General features: G+C 61.4%; 18 protein-coding genes. 7 read left to right on the plus strand and 11 right to left on the minus strand.

Features of this window, described 5'->3' with window-relative positions; genetic code table 11:
• The 5 genes from BM341_RS19700 to BM341_RS18045 form a co-directional block, all read right to left on the minus strand.
• Window positions 1-106 (minus strand): DUF3618 domain-containing protein (locus tag BM341_RS19700; protein ID WP_139233040.1); only part of this gene is annotated, 106 nt, incomplete at its 3' end.
• Window positions 103-549, minus strand: a complete 447-nt coding sequence (locus BM341_RS18030; protein ID WP_089797563.1) for a phage holin family protein — start codon at window positions 547-549, stop codon at window positions 103-105. The genes BM341_RS18030 and BM341_RS19700, both read right to left, overlap by 4 nt.
• Before the next feature lie 78 nt (window positions 550-627).
• Window positions 628-1,203 carry a hypothetical protein gene (locus tag BM341_RS18035; protein ID WP_089797565.1) on the minus strand — a complete coding sequence of 192 codons (576 nt, stop codon included), beginning with the start codon at window positions 1,201-1,203 and terminating at the stop codon, window positions 628-630.
• Window positions 1,204-1,440: 237 nt separating this feature from the next.
• Window positions 1,441-2,412: a YihY/virulence factor BrkB family protein gene (locus BM341_RS18040; protein ID WP_089797568.1), complete on the minus strand. Its 972-nt coding sequence runs from the start codon at window positions 2,410-2,412 to the stop codon at window positions 1,441-1,443.
• Between the two features lie 228 nt (window positions 2,413-2,640).
• On the minus strand, window positions 2,641-3,123 hold the full coding sequence (locus BM341_RS18045) for a helix-turn-helix domain-containing protein (RefSeq protein WP_089797570.1): 483 nt from the start codon (window positions 3,121-3,123) through the stop codon (window positions 2,641-2,643).
• A 205-nt stretch (window positions 3,124-3,328) separates the two neighbouring features.
• Between BM341_RS18045 and BM341_RS18050 the strand changes: the two genes are divergently transcribed.
• The 3 genes from BM341_RS18050 (at window position 3,329) to BM341_RS18060 (ending at window position 7,188) form a co-directional block, all read left to right on the plus strand.
• Entirely contained in the window at window positions 3,329-4,063 is a 735-nt protein-coding gene (locus BM341_RS18050) for an EAL domain-containing protein (RefSeq protein ID WP_089797572.1), read from the plus strand.
• Between the two features lie 405 nt (window positions 4,064-4,468).
• The gene (locus BM341_RS18055; RefSeq protein ID WP_175507910.1) at window positions 4,469-5,116 is read left to right on the plus strand and encodes an ATPase domain-containing protein; all 648 of its coding nucleotides are present in this window, start codon (window positions 4,469-4,471) and stop codon (window positions 5,114-5,116) included.
• Between the two features lie 35 nt (window positions 5,117-5,151).
• A complete protein-coding gene (locus BM341_RS18060) occupies window positions 5,152-7,188 on the plus strand; it encodes a putative bifunctional diguanylate cyclase/phosphodiesterase (RefSeq protein ID WP_089797576.1) in 2,037 nt (678 codons plus the stop codon).
• Window positions 7,189-7,239: 51 nt separating this feature from the next.
• Here BM341_RS18060 and BM341_RS18065 read toward each other — a convergent pair whose 3' ends face one another.
• On the minus strand, window positions 7,240-7,767 hold the full coding sequence (locus BM341_RS18065; RefSeq protein ID WP_089797577.1) for an HPP family protein: 528 nt from the start codon (window positions 7,765-7,767) through the stop codon (window positions 7,240-7,242).
• Between the two features lie 292 nt (window positions 7,768-8,059).
• On the opposite strand from BM341_RS18065, the gene BM341_RS18070 reads away from it, so the two are divergent.
• Window positions 8,060-8,902 (plus strand): MBL fold metallo-hydrolase, encoded by an 843-nt coding sequence (locus BM341_RS18070; protein ID WP_089797579.1) that lies wholly within the window; start codon window positions 8,060-8,062, stop codon window positions 8,900-8,902.
• A 45-nt stretch (window positions 8,903-8,947) separates the two neighbouring features.
• Here BM341_RS18070 and BM341_RS18075 read toward each other — a convergent pair whose 3' ends face one another.
• Window positions 8,948-9,664 (minus strand): Crp/Fnr family transcriptional regulator, encoded by a 717-nt coding sequence (locus BM341_RS18075; RefSeq protein WP_089797633.1) that lies wholly within the window; start codon window positions 9,662-9,664, stop codon window positions 8,948-8,950.
• 304 nt (window positions 9,665-9,968) lie between these two features.
• Between BM341_RS18075 and BM341_RS18080 the strand changes: the two genes are divergently transcribed.
• Window positions 9,969-10,694 carry a Crp/Fnr family transcriptional regulator gene (locus BM341_RS18080; protein ID WP_089797581.1) on the plus strand — a complete coding sequence of 242 codons (726 nt, stop codon included), beginning with the start codon at window positions 9,969-9,971 and terminating at the stop codon, window positions 10,692-10,694.
• Window positions 10,695-10,735: 41 nt separating this feature from the next.
• On the opposite strand, the gene BM341_RS18085 is transcribed toward BM341_RS18080, so the two are convergent.
• From BM341_RS18085 to BM341_RS18100, 4 genes are all read right to left on the minus strand, one after another.
• Complete coding sequence (locus BM341_RS18085; protein ID WP_089797583.1) at window positions 10,736-11,833, minus strand: type III polyketide synthase; 1,098 nt, start codon at window positions 11,831-11,833, stop codon at window positions 10,736-10,738.
• Window positions 11,830-13,098 carry an NAD(P)/FAD-dependent oxidoreductase gene (locus BM341_RS18090; protein WP_089797585.1) on the minus strand — a complete coding sequence of 423 codons (1,269 nt, stop codon included), beginning with the start codon at window positions 13,096-13,098 and terminating at the stop codon, window positions 11,830-11,832. Before BM341_RS18090 ends, BM341_RS18085 begins: the two co-directional genes overlap by 4 nt.
• Window positions 13,095-13,820, minus strand: coding sequence for a methyltransferase domain-containing protein (locus tag BM341_RS18095; protein ID WP_175507911.1), 726 nt, complete (start codon window positions 13,818-13,820; stop codon window positions 13,095-13,097). The genes BM341_RS18090 and BM341_RS18095 overlap by 4 nt, the downstream gene beginning before the upstream one ends.
• Window positions 13,821-13,900: 80 nt before the next feature.
• Window positions 13,901-14,716, minus strand: a complete 816-nt coding sequence (locus BM341_RS18100; protein WP_089797589.1) for a sulfite exporter TauE/SafE family protein — start codon at window positions 14,714-14,716, stop codon at window positions 13,901-13,903.
• Between the two features lie 283 nt (window positions 14,717-14,999).
• Here BM341_RS18100 and BM341_RS18105 point away from each other — a divergent pair, with 283 nt between their 5' ends.
• Window positions 15,000-15,785 (plus strand): ABC transporter ATP-binding protein, encoded by a 786-nt coding sequence (locus BM341_RS18105; RefSeq protein WP_089797591.1) that lies wholly within the window; start codon window positions 15,000-15,002, stop codon window positions 15,783-15,785.
• Complete coding sequence (locus tag BM341_RS18110) at window positions 15,782-16,798, plus strand: ABC transporter substrate-binding protein (protein ID WP_089797593.1); 1,017 nt, start codon at window positions 15,782-15,784, stop codon at window positions 16,796-16,798. Before BM341_RS18105 ends, BM341_RS18110 begins: the two co-directional genes overlap by 4 nt.

Genomic DNA, 16,798 nt, shown 5'->3' on the forward strand with positions numbered 1-16,798 from the left:
AGATGCGCTCCTCGATCTCGTGCAGGGTGCTGTCCAGGCGTTCGCGCGTCTCGTGGATATCGCTCTCGATCTCGTCGGGACTGCGCTGCTCGTCATGCTGGCTCATTTCAGCTCCTCCTTGGCATGCGCCTCGTGATGCCGGGCAAGCTCCCTGTCGTTCTGCAGGCTGGCCATCGTGCGGTTGGGCATGAGGTTCTGGGTCTGCAGCTTCTTGAGCCCGCTCTTGAGCATCACGTAGCCGACGATCGCGACCACCAGGCCGACGATGATCGCCGAGAGCCACGGCGTGGTATCGGGGGGCAGGACCTCGTTGAGCAGGAACACCGCGGCGGCCAGCAGCACCAGAAAGCCGCTGAACAGCACGGCCCCGGCGATGGCGATGGCGGCCACGCCGGTCATGACCTGGTGGGTCTTCTCCGACATTTCGGCTTTCGCCAGCTGGGTTTCCTGGCGCACGAGCGAACTCATCTCGCGGGTCAGCGTCGACAACAGCGAGCCCAGGGACGTGCTTTCCGACGTCGACGTGGTTCGATTATGTTCTGCATCCATGCTTGGTCGCCTCCGTGGCGATGACGGTCATAGAACGGGCCGGGCCCGCACCTCGGCGCGGCCCGGCATTCACGGCCTTTAGAGTCGCGGCGTCTGGCTGCCCGGGTGGGTGACCCCGCCCGGGGTTCGCCCCGGGGCGTCGGGGGCCATGTCCGGGTAGGCGCCGCGCGAGGACGACGAGGCCGTGGTGGCGTCATGGCGGTGACGGCCCGAGCTGCGCAGGAACCGCGAGACGACAAAGCCCGCGGCGATCGCCCCGCCCATGAACAGCAGCGGCTCGCGACGGCTGTAGGCCCCGGCGCTGTCCATCAGGCGCTGCAGGTCCTGGTGGCGCAGCTGGTCGGCGACACGGTCGGTCTGGTCGGCCAGCTGGTTGGCCCAGCGCGAGAAGGTGGTCTGCTGCTGCTGGTCGAACTCGTCGCCCATCCTGTGCAGCGCCTGGGAGATCTTGTGCGTCTGCTCGGCGGCGGCGCTCTTCTGGTTGTCGAAGAGGCTTTCGGCCCGTTGCTGTGCCGCGCCCTTGACGTCCTCGGCGCTCTCGCGCGCGCGGCCCTTGAGCTCGTCGCGCGTCCCGCCACTCGCGGGGGTCGACGGCGAACCGCCCGGCGGCGTCGGCGAGGTCCCCGCACCACGGTGCTGGTCGTGTTCGTTCATCCGCTTACCTCCTTGTAGGGGCGACTAAGGGTGTCGCTCCGCTGGCTTCCGGGTCGGGCCGCGTGCTCGCGAGCCGCGGCCGACTAGTTGCAATATAGTGGGCACTTGCACATTGTCAATGTGCATTTATTAACCATTAAGATGTATTAAATAACGCTTTATTAATTATTTAACACTTAGACTCAATTTTAAATAAAAGATTGCAAAACCACCCGTCGGTAATAACCAAATATTCACTCAGGCGTCTTTTGCCTTACCTACCGTATCCGCCGCATGGGCATCACGGTGTCCCATCGGTTCCTTGTGGCCGACCGTCGTATCACGCTTAGTCTGTCGTTCCATTTCGCTGTTAAGTTCCGCTCCCATCAGCATGATAAAAGCGGAAAGCCAGAACCACATGAGCAGAATGATTACCGCCCCTAGCGAGCCGTAAGTCTCGTTATAACTGCCAAAGTTACGCACATAGATCGAGAACCCTATCGAACCCAGCACCCAAAGGAGCACCGCCAGCGTGGAGCCAACGCTCGTCCACTGCCAGCGGGGTTCGTCGCGGTCGGGGGCATAGCGGTAGAGGATGGCAATGCCGATGGACACGATCACGAAAAGCAGTGGCCAGCGCGCCAGATTGATCACCGTGCCGAGCATGTTATCCAGGCCCAGCAGGCCGACGATCATGGGAATGGCGATAATAGTACCCAGAGCGACAAGCGTCATGAGGATCCCGCCCAGCGTCAGGGCCAGGGTAACCAGCGTTTTCTTGATGATCCCCCGGGTTTCTTCCTCGTCATAGATGATGTTCAGCCCTTCGATAAGCGCCTTGGTGCCCTTGGACGCGCTGTAGATCGTGAGCAGCAGGCCGCCGAGAGCCGCAAGCCCCATGCCGGTCGAGGCATCCTGACTGGCCTGTTGAGCTTGTTGCTGAATGATGTCAGACGCTTCGGCGGGCAGGAGATGGCTGATCGAGGCAATCTGCTGAGACATCTGCTGAGGGTCGAATAATAGCCCCCAGAGCGAGAGTGTCGCCACGAGGGTCGGCACGATCGCCAGGAGCCCAAAGAAAGCTATACCCGCCGCGATGATCGATACATGATCCCGCGTCATCTCGTCCTTGACTCGCCATAGAATGTCCAGCCAGCCGGATTTGGGAATTTGTGTGGGACGCTCGGCACCGCGCCCATGACCGGGCGCCGACGATTTGGACTTCGCCATATCTCCTCCCTGAAATAAATATGCATCCATGCACGTGCGAAACGCCGTGAGCGCTTGTCAGAAATGCGAGCGCTGACCTGAATCGCGAGTATCGATCTAAAACAGAAGTACCAACCTGAAACGCGAGTACTAAACTGAAAATAGTGAAACCCATCGGGGAAAGCAAAGGCTTGATTCTTTCTACCAAGACTTTCTTGACTGTGCCTTCTTCAATTAGCGCTCCTTTAACTAGGGCTTCTTAACGTGGTGATCAAACTTATCCTTGTGATCGAGCTTTTCCTTGTAATCGGGTGGCTGCTTATGATCGACCCTTGGCGGCTTGGCATGATCGAGCCCCGAAGAGCGGCGCTCCCCTGAGGCGTCAAGGGCGATCTCCGACAAGTCCGCTGGGCCGCGAGAGGCTCTGGTTTTCAGCAGCTTGGCAAATTCGAGCAACAGATCTCGGTCATCGGCCAACAGGGAAATAAACACGGTATTCAGCGCCAGCTGTTCCGGGTCGCGGTAGTGGCTTTCGTCGCTCAGCGCGAAAATGTCCGCCAAGTGGTAATCCAGCGACTTGGCCAGGCGAAACAGCAACTCCAGGCTGGGCTTGGTCAGGTCGCGTTCGATACGCGAGAGGTTGCCGACATGCGAATCGACCTGCGCCGCCAGTTGGGCCAGGGTCATTCCCTGTTCACGTCGTATCTGCTTGAGTGTCTTGCCCAGGCTCATACCGCCAGTTACCTCCGCTGTTTCCCGCTCGGCTTAGGGATTCTACCCGTTCAAGGATAGAGAATCGCAATGGTCGTCACCGCTCTTGCCTGCTGTTGTCTCATAAGCACCCTCCATTAGAAAAATATGCTTATATGGCAATGCTGAACGGGATTCGGTAATTTGGCTTTTTACTGTTTTAACATGCTGCCGCTCAGGAGGCCCCATGGCCAATCAAATCAGTCCTCGGCCAGAGCAGGAGATACGCTTCTTTCCCGTAGTGGATACCCAGCAGTCCACCGTATTGCGCTACGCCGTGGTGCTCCCGGCGCCACAGTCAGGCGAGGAGGCCGAGGCCTCCGGATGGGCGCGAGAGCTGGAAAAAGTCGAAATGACGCTGAAGCTGCTCGTGGAACTGCAACGCACCGGCCACATCGAGACGATAAGGCTCTCGCTGCCGCTGCATCCGGCCCCATTGCAAGACAGCGCGTTCATCGCTGCCTTGCGCCGGCTGCTGGAGGATTACGCCATCTCGACCGACGTATTGAGCGTCGACCTGACCGAGCCCCCCACGCTGGACCTTTCCGACCTGGATGCCTATATCGCACCCCTCAAGGAGCTGGGCATCAGCGTCGGCCTGGACAACTACCTGCCGGACAGCATGAGCATCCCGGCACTGGTGGCCGCCAACGTCGACTGCCTAGTGCTACACGAACAGGTAATGACACATCTGCTCAATAACGCCACCATCTACCGCTTCCTGCAGAGCATGACGCAGCTCTGCGAAGTATTGTCGAAGACCATGGTGGTAAAAGGCGTCAACAGTGCGGCCCAGCGGGAGCGGCTGGAAAGCATGGGCCTGCGTTACATGCAGGGTCGGTGCTTCTCCGAGCCACTGCTGGCGACGGAACTGGCCTCATTCGAAGCCGAACTGGCAAAGCAGCGAAAAGCTGGCAGCTAGGGTGCCGAGGCCCTCTATTGTTCAACATTCTCTGCTTCTCCCCTCCTCGTCAGCGCTAGGCGAATCAAACCCACGATGGCACGGCGCCTCTCAGCTAAGCCCTGCATCTAAGCCCTACATCTAAGCCCTACATTTAACTTTATTTAACGCCTCATCTAACTGTTCGAGATAAAGAACAGGCCAGCGACTGAATTTGAACATACTGCATATTTTCCCTGCCGTGCTTGCTTATAAGGCAGGTCAAGCCTGCTCGTTCGATGTTTCAGCACAATATCGGTAAGCTAGACTTAATATTCCCTTTCAGTCTATTGCCCGGTTCGCGCCATCCGACAACGCAAGCCAATGGCTGGCGAAGCGCTGAACCCATTCCTCAGCGAGGCTTTCGGCGGCGGTAAGCGATTGATAGTGCAAGTATCTAGAAAAACCATCAAGGAAGATGACTGCCCCCGGGCCCGCTGCCGGCAGATCGGCCTGCCGGTCGAGGAAATGGTTGGCAAGGGCCACCTGCGCTTCGAGGCCGTCGAACCCCTGCTTTATCACCCCGATCAGTTCGCCGCGGGAGTCCGCCAGGAAGTCGAGGACGCCGGCACAACCATGGTGATGATCGACAGCCTCTCGGGATACCAGCAGTCGATGTGCGGCGAGAACCTGCAGGCGCGTGTTCACGCCCTGTGCCGCTACTTGGCCAACATGGGAGTGACCGTGGTGCTGGTCAATGAGATCTTTACGATTACCGGCACCCAGGCGCGCGTGACGGAATATGGCCTGAGCTATGTCGCCGATAACATCATCATGCTTCGCTACATCGAACTGGACGGCGAGCTGCGCAAGACCATCGGCGTGCTCAAAAAGCGGGCCGGCAATTTCGAGAAAGCCCTGCGCGAGTTTGATATCACCCAGGAAGGCTTGCAGGTCGGCAGGCCGTTGCACGGCATGCGCGGCCTAATGAGTGGCGTGCCGGAAGTGATTCAACCCAACACGACTGGCCAGCCCAATACGACTAGCCAGCCCAACCCTGCCAGTCAGCCCAGCAATAACAGTGTCACGCCGTGACGGCTCGTGAGCACAAGCTTCAGAATCTCCCCGTCATGGCGCTCGCTCTGGCGAACAGGGCCAATGCCGCGCTGCTCAAGCGGATGCTCGGCCACGACTTTCATGTACAGGATGCGTTTGCCGAGGAAAGCGACGAGGCGGCCCAGGAGATCGACCTGATCGTCGCGGACACGGCGTCGCTACAGCATTACCGACAACGGATACTGAACCTGCGCCAGCAGGCGGCGCCGATGATCCTGCCGGTGTTGATGGTCGCCGATAACCGTACCGTGCTCCCTTCGCGCCTCACCGCCGAGCTGGGCCACAGCGTCGATGATCTCTTGCGCATACCCACCACCCAGGCGGAACTGAAGGCGCGAATCGACAACCTGCTGCGCCTGCGCGACCTGTCACGCCAGCAGGAGAGCAGCCGCCAGCAGCTCGTTGGCGTCGTCAGCGCCCTGAGTACCCTGAACGCCTGCGACAGGATCGTGGTCCGCTCCAAGAGCGAGGGCGAGATGCTCAGCTCGCTGTGCCGGACCATCGTCGATGAAGAGGGCTACAACCTCGCCTGGGTGGGCTTCGCCATCGGCCAGGCCGACAAGCCCATCGAAATTAAGGCGGGGCATTTCGGCTATGAGGAATGCAGGCTGCTGGAACGGCTCGCCGATAACCTGGTGCTTGGCCTGAACGCCTTACGCACCCTGCGGGAAAGCCAGCAACAGTCGGCCAAGATCCATCATCTTGCCTATACCGACGCGCTGACTGGCCTGCCCAATCGTCGCCATCTCGTGCGCTACCTGGACCGCATGCTGGACGCCGCGGAACACACCGAAACCTCCGGTGCGGTACTGTTCATCGATCTTGACCGCTTCAAGCTGATCAACGATGCCCTGGGCCACGAGGTGGGCGATCGTGTGCTAATCCAGATCGGGCAGCGCCTGCAAGGCGCCGTGCGCCATGCCGACCAGGTGATCCGTCAGGGAGGCGACGAATTCCTGGTGCTGATGATCCATGACCCCCGCCATGCCGGCGCCTCGACGCGCGAGCAGATCATCGCCAATGCCTGTGCGCTGGCCGACCGGATCATCGCTCACCTGGCGGAGCCGTTGATGGAAGGTGGCTTCACGCACCATATCGTCGCCAGCATCGGTATCAGCCTGTATCCCGACCATGGACGCAATGCCACCCTGCTGATCGAGAATGCCGACAAGGCAATGTTCGAGGCCAAGCGTCAGGGCGGTGGCGGCCAACTGCTGTTTTCGGAGGACTTCTCGACCAGCCGTCAGCAGCGCTTCGCGATGGAATCGCGCCTGCGCGAAGCGCTAAACAACGAAGAGTTCGAACTCCATTACCAGCCGATCTTCGAGCTCGACAGCTGCCGGATTGTCGCCGTCGAGGCGCTGATTCGCTGGCCGCAGGCCGATGGCGACACCCTGATGCCCGGCGCCTTCATGCCGGTGGTCGAAGAAACCGGCATGATCAAGCCACTCGGCGATTGGGTACTGGAAACCGCCGCACGGCAGTTGAAGGCCTGGCATGAGCAAGGGTTCATGCTGGAAATGGCCGTCAACGTCAGCCTCAACCAGCTATACCCGGGCTGCATCGCCGAGAGTTTCGCCGCCCTGGTCAGGCCTCACGTCGACCCCCGCTGGATCCATCTGGAAGTCACCGAAAACGCCCTGATGATCGACCCGGGGGCCATCGAGACCCTGCTGTACGTGCTGCATGCGCAGGGCTTTCAGCTCGCCATCGATGACTTCGGCACCGGTTATTCATCGCTGAGCCGGCTGCAGCACCTGTCGATACAGACACTCAAGATCGATCGCAGCTTCATCAACGAGCTGGATCAGTCGGGCAGCAAGGGCGCGGCGCTGGTGTCCATCATCCAGCAGATGGCTGCCAGCCTGAACCTGCACACCATCGCCGAGGGCATCGAAACCGATGCACAACGCCGCGTGCTGCTGGAAACGGCCGGTGCCGACGGCTGGGGCCAAGGCTTCTGGTTCAGCCCGGGGGTGCCCGCTCATGAGCTCGAAGCGCGACTCGAGAATCAGCAAGCCTCACGAAGGGTGCAAGCGGAGCAGGATTGACCACAGCAGTGGCCGGCAAGGTTGGCCAGTCAGGACTGGCCAGAAAGCGGATTACCAGAAACGCGGATAACGTCGATGCCGCGCGAGATTATTGACAAGGATCGCGATCAGCAGCATCACGCTGCTGCCGATGCCGATCGGCATCAGCGGGTACCACCAGCCCATCTGCTGAATCTCGGGACCACCGATAACCGCGATCAGCGCAGCGGCCGCCCCGGGAGGATGCACCGTATGGGTCAGCTGCATGACCAGGATCGAGAGCGATACCGCCAACGAGATGGCGAGCGGCGTCGCACCGAACAGCTGAAAGCAGCCCACGCCGATCATTGCCGAGAGCACGCTGCCGAACAGCACATTGCGCGGCTGAGCGAAGGGGCTTTCGGGGGCGGCATAGATCAATACCGACGTGGCGCCAAAGGAAGCCACTACCAGCAGATGCTGCGACAGCCAGTGGTCGTTCAGCCAACAGATGGCGCCCATGCCGCTGAAAGCGCCCAGCCATGACCAGAGGGCGTCCTGCCAGTCCGCGTTGACATGGCGCGCGCGTTCGCCGCGCATCTTGCCGAGGTAGGTTTTCATATTCCCGTTTATGCACAAAAAGAGCGCGCATAATGCCATATTGCACTAAAAAGGTGAAATGCGGCTCGCTCATGTTGCGGTTGGGTTTTGTTCATGTTGACGACGCTAGATGACCCCACAGGAAAATAACTACACTCCTTGGACCAACGTGATGAAAAAGAAAGAGACGCGATGAAAAAGCAAGAAGCGTGGTGAAGGAGAAGCAAGAAGCGTGGTGAAGGAGAAGCAAGCGCAGTACAGGAGAGGCGCAGGAAGGCGCCCGTCATCAAACGTACGCTTAAGGAGAAGCGAAATGTCCGATAACCCGTTGCGCAAGTCGCATCTGCCCATGACCTCACTCAAGAGCGGCACCGTCTACGACGTGCTGCCCGATGTCGCCGGGCTGACCGTCAAGATCGTCAATATCACTTTCGTGGGTCATCCCGGCAATCGCGATGACTGGGTGCTCATCGACGCCGGCATGCCCAACGAACACAAGGCAATCCGCAAGGCGGCGGAAGCCCGCTTCGGACAGGGCGCGCGCCCCAGGGCAATTCTCCTGACCCATGGCCATTTCGATCATGTCGGCAGCGTCGTCGAACTGACCGAGGCCTGGGAGGTGCCCGTCTACGCCCACCCGCAGGAGATTCCCTACCTGACCGGCGAGGCGCACTACCCCGACCCGGATGTCGAGGTGGAAGGTGGTATGATCGCCAAGATGTCACGCCTCTTTCCTACCGACCCGGTCGATCTCGGCGAGCGCGTCCAGCCCCTGCCCGCCGACGGCAGCGTGCCTCATCTGCCAGACTGGCAGTGGCTACATACCCCGGGGCACAGCCCGGGACACGTCTCGTTTTTCCGTGAGCAGGATCGCGCCATGATCGTCGGCGACGCCTTCGTCACCGTCCGCCAGGACCAGCTTTACCAGGTGCTGACCCAGCAGCAGGAGCTCAGCGGCCCGCCGCGCTATTTCACGCCTGACTGGGACGCCGCGCGCGATTCCGTCCAGCGGTTAGCGGCACTGAAGCCCGATACGGCCATGACCGGCCACGGCGTTCCGATGCAAGGGAATGAGTTGAGTCTCGGCCTGGACGTGCTGGCGAAGAACTTCGACGAGGTCGCACGGCCCGCGCACGGTCGAAGTGTCGGTAACTAACCGTGTCGATGACTAACCGTGTCGGCTACCGCGTCAGCAACGCCATCATGACGGCCCGCCGGGCAGCAGCCGCGAGATCTCGTTTCTGACCACGGCATAGCATTCGCAACTCAGCTGCTCGAGCTTAGCGCGGTCTATGACCTCGATACGGCCACGGTGATAGTTGATGGCGCCCAGCCGATGTAGCTTTCCGGCGGCTTCGGTAACGCCCTCACGGCGAACCCCCAGCATGGAGGCAATCAGATCATGAGTCATGACCAGCTGGTTGCTCGATAGACGATCCAGTGACATCAACAACCAGCGGCACAACTGCTGTTGCACCGAATGGTGTCGGTTGCACACCGCCGTTTGGGCCATCTGGGTCATCAGCGCCTGGGTATACAGCAACACGTGGTGCATCAGCCCGGCGTGGCGTTCAAACTCCTCAAGAAATAGGGCTTCGTCGATACGAAAGGCCTCACCCGCCACCTGCACCAAGCCCTTGCCAACCGCAGTCTGCCCACCCATGAACAAGGCGATGCCGACCATTCCGTCGTTGCCGACCAGGGAAATCTCCGCGGAGTGGCCGCTTTGCAGCTCATAGACGAGCGACACGATGCAGGTAGTGGGAAAATAGGCGTAGTGGGTCGTTTTACCTGATTGCTGAAGTACCTCGCCCAGCGGAAGGGTGACGGCCTCAAGACTTGGAAACAGCCGCTGCTTGACATCGTCGGGCAAGGTCGCCAATAGATGGTTCTGTTGTGGGGAGAGTGACTCGAGCATGGCAGCCATACACCTCCATGTTGATTCATGTGACGCGTTATTCTGAGGTTAGCGATTAACCTTTAATAAATCACCCGCAACCACGTCTTTTTATAACAAAATGTTATTTTGTCTATACCAATATATATTTAAAAATTAAAACCTAAATAAGGAATTTACCTTTCTCCATGGGTGTAGCAAGAACGTGACCGTTTCTCCCGTGTCTGATAGCGTTATGTTACCCAGCATACATATGATTTTTTAGCATTAGATCTCGATCTAAACCATCTTAGCCCGACCCCTATCCGGCGAAAGGAGATCTCCCTTGATTGATGCGCTGATAAATAAACTGGAAAATTACCTGACGCTCTCCGACGCCGATAAACAGCATCTTACGAACGCCGTTGATCGCGTGGAGGATATTAAGAAGGATCAGGACATCATTCTGGTGAACGAGAAGCCTGAGTTCGTTCACCTCATCATCGAGGGTTGGGCCTGCCGCTACAAGCTGTTGGCGGACGGCCAGCGTGCCATCGTGGCCTATCTTATCCCCGGCGATCTCTGCGATATTCATATCGCCCTGCTCGATCACATGGATCACTCGGTCTGCAGTCTTACGCCGCTCAAGATCGCCTATCTGTCGCGCGAGAAAATCGAAGAAATGTTCTTCAATAACAACACCCTGGCCCGCGCCTTCTTCTGGTCGGCGCTGATTGAAGAATCCATCATGCGCGAATGGTTCGCCAATGTGACCAGCCGGCCGGCCGACAAGCGCCTGGCTCACATGTTCTGCGAAATCATGATGCGCTATCGCGCGGCGGGGCTGACGGATCGCCACGACAGCATCCACTTTCCCCTGACCCAGAACGAGTTGGCCGATGCCGCCGGGCTCTCCGTGGTGCATACCAACCGGGTGCTTCAGCGGCTACGCAAGGAAGGACTGATCACCTATGCCAACAAGCATCTGGAGATCAAGGACTGGGATCGATTGAAAACCTTTGGCGACTTCGATCCGCGCTACATGCATTTAAGTGAAGCCGTCATGCAGTAGCATCGCGGGTTTTACTCACACAGCACCTGCTCGCACAGCTGCTATTCACACAGAATCAGCGCGGCCTCCAATGATAGCCCGGGGCCGAACCCCATCGTCACGCAGGGGCCGGTGGCACCCTGGGCACGCAAACGTTCGAGAATGAACAGCACGGTAGGCGACGACATGTTGCCATGCTCGGCCAGCACCTCGGCCGACAGCTGGGCGGCCTGCTCTGGCAAGTCCAGGGCACTGGTCGCCGCGCGCAGGATCTCCGGGCCGCCGGGGTGAATGACCCAGTGGCGAATATCACCCAGCGTCATCCCGTGCCCCGCCAGCCACTGCTCGATCCAGGCGGCAAGTGTCTCCCGCACCAGCTTGGGCACTGCGCTTGACAACGTCATGTCGAAGCCGTGATCACCAATGCGCCAGGTCATCGCGTCCGCCGACCCGGAGGTCAAACGGCTGGCGGTATCGACCAGCCGCCAGGCGTTCTCGCCAGCCTCACCCACCACGACGGCACCGGCGCCATCGGCGAAAAGCCCATTGGCGACGATCTTCTGGGCGTCCCAGCCATACTGGAAGTGCAGGCTGCACAGCTCGACACAGCACACCAGCACGCGCGGCCGGGCGCACGTCTGAGCCAGGGCACTCGCCGTGCGCAGGCCGTTGAGGGCGCCGTGGCAGCCCATGAACCCCAAGTGCAGGCGCCCGATATCCACTGACAGCCCCAGCCGCTCGACCAGGTGCGCGTCGAGCCCCGGCGCCATCATGCCGGTGCACGACACGCACACCAGATGGGTGATCTCGCCGGGTTCAATCGCAGCATCCGCCAGCGCCCGACGGCACGCCGCCTCGGCAAGCGGCGGCGCCTCCTGCTCGTAGCGCTGCAAGCGCGACGCCGTGGTCGGCCCGCGCTCGTCCGGCGTTTGCGGCACGGGGAAGAAGGCCTCGAACCCGGCCGTCCCCTGCTCGGCATCGACCAGCACACTGCCACGACGCTGAATGCCGCTGTGCCGATAGAGGCGGCGAACCCAGGCCTGCTGACGCGGCGTGACGCCACAACGCACCTGAGCCAGCGTGGCCGCCGTCTCCTGGCTGGTTAGGGCCGGGGGCGACGCCACCCCGAGTCCCAGAATGCTTGCCTGTGGTGACGTCATTTCGCCTCCCGTGGCTCGAGCCATCGGTTGTCGTGATTGAAATTGCCTTTGAAATAGCCCTGATGCAGCCAGGCCGTGAAAGGCGCGGCCAGCCCCGGCGCGGCGTGCAGGATAGGCAATAGCGCCGAGACCAGCCGTGGGCGGCGCAGCACCGCCGCTACCCCGCGACAGCCCCGCTGACGGGTATGCAGCAACTTGCCGTGCCGAGCCGTCCAGCGGCTGACGATGCCGTCATGCCAGCCACTCATTGCCTCGAGCGCCAGAGGCTCCAGGGCCGCGGCACTCGCCAGCGCCCAGCCCATGCCCTCGCCGGTGAACGGCTCCACGTAACCCGCCGCATCGCCCAGTACCAGCACTCGCTCGCCGCCCAGTCGGGTGCGCCGGCGGGTCAGCCTTGGTGTGCCCTGCCAGACGCACTCGTGCAGCGCGCCGGGGGCGGGCAGCCGCGTCTGCGCCAACAGTGCTGCGACCGCCGGCCCCGGGCCGCCCTGCTGCTTGACCCAATGCGGGTCGAGCGCGGCGCCGATATTGAGCGCCCCGTTCTCGACCCGCACCAGCCCGACATAGCCAGGCGCCCCGCACGCCATATGGATCGCCCCGGGCGGGTACGCCGGCGCTTCGATCCTCGCGCCGTGAACACTAGATCCGTAAACATTAGCGCCGTGAACGATCGTGCCCAGGCCGATCCGCGCCCCGGCATCGACGTGCATGTCGCCCGGCGAAACCTCGCGCAGCAACCGGCTGCCCAGCCCGTCGCTGGCGACCACCAGCCTGGCCGTGACCCTGGCCCGCTCGTCCGCGGTCGATAACCAGACGCTGCGTCGGCCTTCTTCAATTCGCTTATTACTTCCATCAATTTGCTCGCGCCCGTGGCCACGCGGCGGCTCGAGTGACGCTCGTGTCGCGGAGAGAAAATGCACTCCCTGAGCAACGGCCTGGTCCACCAGCAGTGCATCGAGCCGGCGACGGCTGATGGCCCGGCCCGCAGGCAAGGCCAGCTCGGCCTGGCGTTTACCGCAGGCCAGGTGCAAGCGGTGGTAGGCCGCGCCGGCAATCGCGATATCGGCCAGACCGAGGTCGCGAAACCCCTGCAGGGTCGCGGCGTTGAGGCAGCCACCGCAAGGCTTGTCGCGGGGCCAGGTGGCCTTCTCGACCAGCAGTACTCGACAGCCACGGCGCGCCAGACGAAAGGCACTTACGGCGCCAGCGATGCCCGCACCCACCACGACCACATCCCAGTCGCGGGGCAGGCTCGCCAGGCTCATGAGCGGCTTTCCTTGCCAAACTCGGGAGACGACCACTGCATCAAGAAGCGGCTCGGCCAGTGGCACTGGAAGGTCGCCGTCGTCAATCCCGCCTCTCTGGCCAGCCGGCGCGCCTCGGGCAGGGTCAGGGCCGCGCGCACCGAGCGCACGCCGTCTTCGTGTACCATCGGCGACGACGAGAGCAGGCGGGTGCCGAAGTAGGCCAGTCCGTACCCCAGATGACAGCGCAGCAGATCGCTGATCAACAGATGATCGGTCTGGTACGACAGCTGGCGCAGCAGGGAGACAATCTCGGGGTCATCGAGGTGATGCAGGAAGAGCGTCGAGATGACGATGTGATAATGCCGCGGCAGCGGCTCGATGCGCGCGTCCCAGCAGAAACAGCGCACCGCGACATGCTGGTGCCGGGCCGCCTCATCGGCCACATGCAGGGCGGTGGGGCTGATATCGCAGGCCTCGACCTCCAGGGCGATGCCCGCACGCCGGGCACGGCAGGCGAGCTCGATCGCCACATCACCGCCGCCGGTGGCAACATCCAGCAGCTTCAAGGGCCGGTGATGCCGCGCCTCGGCGATACGCAGGATGCACGGCCAGAGCACGGCAGCCGTGCGGCTCGCGACATTGATACGCCGCAGGCCCCGCAGCGCCTGAAGGTGCGTCTGGTCATCGAGGTCGGCAGCATCCATCAGCTCACCCTCGAGCCGACGATGCGAAAGCGACATGAACATTTCCATATGCTCGTTGTGAAGTCAGGAATGCGGCGAAGCCGCTCAAACTACTATCGTCAGCATGCTCGGGGGGGTCAAGCTGGCGGTCGGATCAGCCCCACCACACTAACAACGATCAGCACTGCGCCCAGCACCCGGAAGAACAGCCCCGTATCGGCCTTGAGCATGTATTGGTGAGCGCGCTCGCCCAGCAGGTGGCCGGCAAAGGCGCACGGCAACAGCCAGAGATGATGGATCAGCTGCAGGTCCACCCCGGCGATCAGGAACGACACCATCTTGATCACCACCAGGATGAACCACAGCACGAACATGGTATCGCGCAGCTGCGCCTTGGCCACGTGGGAGGCGAACACCGCCACAATCAGCGGCGCCCCGATCAACGAGGTCCCGCTCACATAACCGCCAAGCGCCAGCAGCACGTAATCGACGTACTTGTTGCGGCTCCTGAACGGCCGGTTCAGCACGTAGCCGATGGCGTAGATGATCACGATCACGAAGATGATGCTGGTCATCACGTTCGCAGGCAGCGTCAGCAGGCCCACCACGCCGATCAGCTTCGGCACAATCATGATCTTCAGCGCCTTGAACAGGTACGCCCAATCGATATTGCTGTCTTCCGGGGTCACGCTCGCGCCCGGAGGCACCGTGCCGGCGCTCGTCTGTCGCTGAAGGCTCTGAAGCTGACGATGGCCGCTCCAGGCGATCCAGCTCGAAAAGATCAGCAGATGCACGGCGATGATCGGCAAGAAGACCAGCGGCTCGTTCATCACCAGCAGCAGGAAGGGCAGCGCCAGCACCGCCCCGCCAAAGCCCAGGCTCGTCCTGACGAAACCGCTCCAGGCGAAGATCAAGCCGATCAGCAGATATTCATACCAGAGGAGATCGGACATGGGCTCGCTTGTCGTCAGGAGCAGCGAAAGGAAGCAGATATAAAGTAAAAGCTAAAGGAAATAGCGCCAAAAAAGAAGCCTCATACGCGCCAGGCGGGAACTGAACGCCTTTACGTCTGTATAAAATCATTATATCATTTCAGCTAGTAATTCTATTTTGGAATATATCCTAGTGACGTATGGGAATTAGAACCCCCGCTGAGACTAAAACCCCACCGAGATAAGCCCTTCCGCATGGGGTTAACACGTCACGTAACAGGATAACTAAGCGCCGGAAAATCATATGAAGCTACACTTCGAGCGGGTTTCCAAGTCGTTCGGCGACCTGAACGTCATCGACAGGTTCGACAACACCATCGCCGATGGCGAGATCGTCGCGCTGGTCGGACCCTCCGGCTGCGGCAAGTCGACCCTGCTTCACATGGTCGCCGGCCTCGAGCAGGCCACCCACGGCCGGGTGCAGGCGGATGACCAGGACATCGAGCGCCCGTCGCCCAAGCGCACCCTGGTATTTCAGGAGCATGCGCTCTACCCCTGGATGACGTTGCTCGAGAATGTCGCCGTGGCGCTGGAGTTTCAGGGACAGCCCGCCGAGCATGCGCGCAACGAAGCATCTATCTGGCTCGAGCGCGTCAAGCTGGCGGGGTTCGAGGGCTATTACCCGCATCAGGTCTCCGGTGGCATGCGCCAGCGCTGCGCCCTGGCCCGCGCGTTCATCGCCCGGCCCCAAGTGCTGCTGCTCGATGAGCCCTTCGGCGCCCTGGACGCCCTGACCCGCATGACCCTGCAGAGCGTGCTCAAGGACCTCATCGAGCAGGAGCGGCCCACCGTGGTGCTGGTCACCCACGATGTCGACGAAGCGCTGTACCTCGCCGACCGCGTGCTGGTGTTCAGCCAGCGCCCTGCGCGGGTGATGCGCGAGGTCACCCTAGGTCATATACCCAAGACACACGACCTCACGGCGTTCGCCGATGTGCGCCGCGAAGTGCTCACCCTGCTGGGCATCGACACCGATACCGATACGACCCCCTCCGCTACCCAGCGCGAGGCACAAGGAGAAACGTCATGATTCGTTCCTTTACTCCCCTGCTCTCCTCCCTGTCAGGCAAGCTGGCAGCTCCCCTGCTCGCGATCGTTCTTGCAAGCCCCGCCATGGCCGCGGAAGACCTGCGGGTCGGCTATGTCCGCGTCATGGACGACGCCCAGGTGATGGTGGCCCAGGAAGCCGGCCTCTACGAGAAGTACGGCCTCGACGCCGAGCTGATCGAATTCAGCTCCGGTACCGACCTGATCAAGGGCATCGTCGGCGGCCAGCTCGATATCGGCGTGCTGGGCTTTTCCAACGCTTTCACCTGGGCCTCGCGCGGCGCCGACCTGAAGATCGTCGGTGGCGCCCAGCGCGGCTACCATGCGCTGCTCGCCCACGAGGATTCCGGCATTGAGCAGGTGTCCGACCTCGCCGGCAAGAGCCTCGCCTCTCAGAAGCAGGGCAGCACCGCCGACATCGTGCTCAAGGGCGTGACCCTGGCCGATGCCGGCCTGACCGCCGACGACCTCAACATCATGGGCGTGGCCCCGTCGGTAGCCGTCCAGTCGCTGGCCGGTGGCCGCGTGGACGCCGCCTTCCTCTTCGAGCCCTATTCCAGCATCGCCAAGCTGCAGGCGCCGGTCGAGGAGATCTACGAGATCGGGGAAGTATGGCCATTCCCGTGCATGGTGGTCATCACCTCCGCCGAGACCCTCGAGAATCGCCGCGACGTGCTGTGGTCGGCGATGGACGCCCAGCGTGAAGCCATCGACATGCTCGAGAACGACCCCGAGCAGGCCGCCACCTTTATCACCAGCTACTTCGTCAACGGTCCGGTGATCGAGACGCGCGATCAGGGCGACATCGCAAGCGAAGAAGTGATTGAGCAGGCCATCCGCACCAACGACTTCAGCGCCGAGCTGACCGAGGCCGATATCGACCGCATGAAGGAGCTCGCCGTCATCATGCAGGACCAGGGCATCCTCGAAGTCGACGGTGAATTCGATGTCGACGCGCTGCTCGATCTCACCTGGCAGGAAGACCGCGAGATTTAA

The sequence above is a fragment of the Halomonas korlensis genome (assembly GCF_900116705.1).
Classification (GTDB): domain Bacteria; phylum Pseudomonadota; class Gammaproteobacteria; order Pseudomonadales; family Halomonadaceae; genus Halomonas; species Halomonas korlensis.